The organism is Frankia sp. CcWB2, from assembly GCF_977927585.1.
Genome location: NZ_CDWRCM010000036.1, coordinates 1 through 3370 on the forward strand (window position 1 = coordinate 1; position 3370 = coordinate 3370).

Here is a 3370-nt window from a genome sequence, read left to right on the forward strand (position 1 = left end):
GGCCCTAACATGCCGCAGTCGCTCCGCCTCGGGCCGTCGCGGCCGTACCCCGGTGGTGACCGTGCCCAGGCGGGGCCGGGTTCGCGGGTGTCGATCGCTGGGATGCTGCTGACCGCGGCCCACCACGCCGTCTCCGGTGCGGAAGCGGCTGTGACCTGGGGCGATCCGATCTTGTCGGTGGCGTCGGGTAGACACCTCTCATGGCAGCAGACGAGACGACCTCCGCGCTTCCGGTGGCTTCCGGCCCGGCGTCGCCGGTCGCGCATGCTCCGGACCCGGCGGACCCGGTGCCCGGTGGGCTGCGGGAGCGCGCGGAGGAGCTGCTGCGGGCGCTTGCCGGGCCGGCCGCGGCGCTGCGCGAGGACCAGTGGCAGGCCATCGACGCGCTCGTGACCCACCGGCGCCGGGTGCTGCTCGTCCAGCGCACCGGTTGGGGCAAGTCGGCGGTGTACTTCCTCGCCACGGCACTGCTCCGCGGTGCAGCGGGACGCGCTGCACCGACGGTGATCGTCTCCCCGTTGCTCGCGCTCATCCGCAACCAGGCGGCGGCCGCGGCGAGGCTGGGCATCCGCGCCGGCGAGATTCACTCCGGCAATGTGACCGAGTGGGACGAGGTCTACGCGGCGTTGCGGTCGGGCGAGCTCGACGTGCTGCTCGTCGGGCCGGAGCGGCTGAACAACCCGACCTTCCGGGACGACTACCTGCCCGAGCTCGCCGCTACCACCGGGTTGCTCGTCATCGACGAGGCGCACTGCATCTCCGACTGGGGGCACGACTTCCGGCCCGACTACCGGCGGCTGCGTACCCTCGTCGCCGGGCTGCGTCCGGGGGTCCCGGTGCTGGCCACGACGGCCACCGCCAACACCCGCGTGGTCGAGGACGTCAGTGAGCAGCTCGGAACCTCCGCTCCCGCCGGCCCAGCGTCCGCCGGGACGTTGGTGCTGCGCGGGAGTCTCGATCGGGAGAGCCTGCGGCTCGCGGTCGTGTCGCTGCCGCAGGCCGAGCACCGGTTCGGCTGGCTCGCCGACCATCTCGGCGAGCTGCCCGGATCGGGGATCGTCTACACGCTGACGAAGGCGGCGGCGGAGGAGCTGACCATCTTTCTGCGCGGTCAGGGTCATGCCGTCACCACGTATCACGGTGGCACCGAGGCGGCCGAGCGCATCGCCGCCGAGGAGGACCTGCTCGCGAACCGGGTCAAGGCACTGATCGCCACCAGCGCGCTCGGAATGGGCTTCGACAAGCCGGACCTCGGCTTCGTCGTCCACGTCGGGGCTCCGTCGTCGCCGATCTCCTACTATCAGCAGATCGGCCGGGCCGGCCGTGCGCTCGATACGGCCGAGGTCGTGCTCCTCCCGGCGGCTGAGGACCGGGACATCTGGCGCTACTTCGCGGACACCTCTTTTCCGCCGGAGCACGTCGTCCGCCGGGTGCTCGGAGTGCTCGCGGCCGCCGACCGGCCGCTGTCGACCCAGGCGTTGCTCGCGTCCGTCGACCTCGGCCCCAGCCGGCTTGACCAGATGCTGAAGGTTCTCGACACCGACGGGGCGGTCCGGCGGGTCAGGGGCGGCTGGGCGAGTACCGGTGAGCCCTGGTCGTACGACGAGGAGCGTTACCGGCGTGTCGCCGCGGCACGGTCTCGGGAACAGCAGGCGATGCTTGACTACATCGTGACGACCGGCTGCCGGATGGAGTTCCTGCGCCGGCAGCTTGACGATCCCCACGCGGCGGCCTGCGGGCGGTGTGACCGGTGCACCGGTCGGTCGTGGTCGTCCGCGGTCTCGGAGTTCTCGCGGACGCGGGCCCGGGATGAGCTGCACCGGGCGGGCGTCCCGGTCGAACCGCGGCGGATGTGGCCGACGGGGATGGGCCGGCTCGGGGTCGACCTGGCCGGGCGTATCCCGGCGTCGGCCGGTGCCGAGCCCGGGCGGGCGCTCGCCCGACTCAGCGATGTGGGCTGGGGAAACCGGCTGCGCCCGATGTTCACGCCTGCCACCCTCGCCGCGCCCGGCTCCGCTGTGCCCGGCTCCGCTGTGCCCGGTGCCCTCGACGGCCCGCTTCCCGGCGATCTCGTCGAGGCGGTGGTCGCGACGCTCGCCGGTTGGGGATGGCAGCGGCGGCCGGTGGCCGTCGTGTCGATCGCGTCCCGGAGCCGGCCCCGGCTCGTCGCGAGCCTCGCCGAGCGCATTGCCACCATCGGACGCCTGCCGCTGCTGGGGCAGCTCGACCGGGTCGCCGACGGGCCGCACACCGGGCAGGTGCACAACAGCGCGCACCGGCTCGCCGGCCTGTGGAATGCGTTCACCGTCTCCCCGGCCCTTGCCGCCGCCCTGGGCGAGCTCGGCGGTCCGATGCTGCTCATCGATGATCGGATCGTCACCGGCTGGACGATGACGGTCGCCGCTCGACTGCTCCGGCAGGCCGGAGCGCCGTCGGTGCTGCCGTTCGCGCTCGCGGTGGACACCGCATGACCGGCCGGGAGGAAGGCTCAGACGCGGCGGAACAACAGCGCCCGCTTGACTTCCTGGATGGCCTTGGTCACCTGGATGCCGCGTGGACAGGCGTCGGTGCAGTTGAAGGTGGTCCGGCAACGCCAGACCCCCTCGCGTTCGTTGAGGATCTCCAGGCGTTCGTCGGTACCGGAGTCACGGCTGTCGAAGATGAACCGGTGGGCCGCGACGATCGCCTGCGGGCCGAAGTAGTCGCCGTCGGTCCAGAACACCGGGCACGCGGTGGTGCACGCCGCGCACATGATGCACTTGGTCGTGTCGTCGAAGCGGGCCCGGTCCTCGGCGGACTGCAGCCGCTCGCGGGTCGGCTCGTGGTCGTCAGTGATCAGGTAGGGCTTCACCGCCCGGAACGCGTCGAAGAACGGTTCCATGTCGACGATGAGGTCCTTCTCCACCGGCAGACCTTTGATCGGCTCGATAGTGATCTCCGAGCCGAGGTCCTTCACCAGCACCTTGCAGGCGAGGCGGTTGGCGCCGTTGACCCGCATCGCATCCGAGCCGCACACCCCGTGCGCGCAGGACCGGCGGAAGGCGAGCGTCCCGTCGAGGTTCCACTTGACCCACATGATCGCGTCGAGCAGCCGGTCGCTCGGATCGAACGGCACCTGGTAGCTCTCCCAGTGCGCCTCGTCGACCGTCTCCGGGTCGTAGCGACGGATCTTGAGGGTGACTGTCATCAGTACTTGCGCTCCATCGGCTGGTAGCGGGTCATGACAACCGGCTTGTAGTCTAGGCGGATCTCCGCCTCCGGCGAGGCGGCCACCAGCGGCCCCGACCGGTAGGCCATCGTGTGGCGCATGAAGTTGACGTCGTCCCGGTTCGGGTAGTCCTCACGGGAATGGCCCCCGCGGGACTCGTTG

Annotated in this window: 2 protein-coding genes and 1 pseudogene; 1 reads left to right on the top strand and 2 read right to left on the bottom strand. The window is 71.4% G+C overall.

Features of this window, described 5'->3' with window-relative positions; genetic code table 11:
- Positions 1 to 200 precede the first annotated feature (200 nt).
- Positions 201 to 2471: a DEAD/DEAH box helicase gene (locus ACY45C_RS06010; RefSeq protein ID WP_462186657.1), complete on the top strand. Its 2271-nt coding sequence runs from the start codon at positions 201 to 203 to the stop codon at positions 2469 to 2471.
- A gap of 17 nt (positions 2472 to 2488) precedes the next feature.
- Here ACY45C_RS06010 and ACY45C_RS06015 read toward each other — a convergent pair whose 3' ends face one another.
- A complete protein-coding gene (locus tag ACY45C_RS06015) occupies positions 2489 to 3187 on the bottom strand; it encodes a succinate dehydrogenase iron-sulfur subunit (protein WP_462186658.1) in 699 nt (232 codons plus the stop codon).
- Positions 3187 to 3370, bottom strand: a pseudogene (locus tag ACY45C_RS06020) (succinate dehydrogenase/fumarate reductase flavoprotein subunit); the annotation flags it as partial. The pseudogene ACY45C_RS06020 and the gene ACY45C_RS06015, both read right to left, overlap by 1 nt.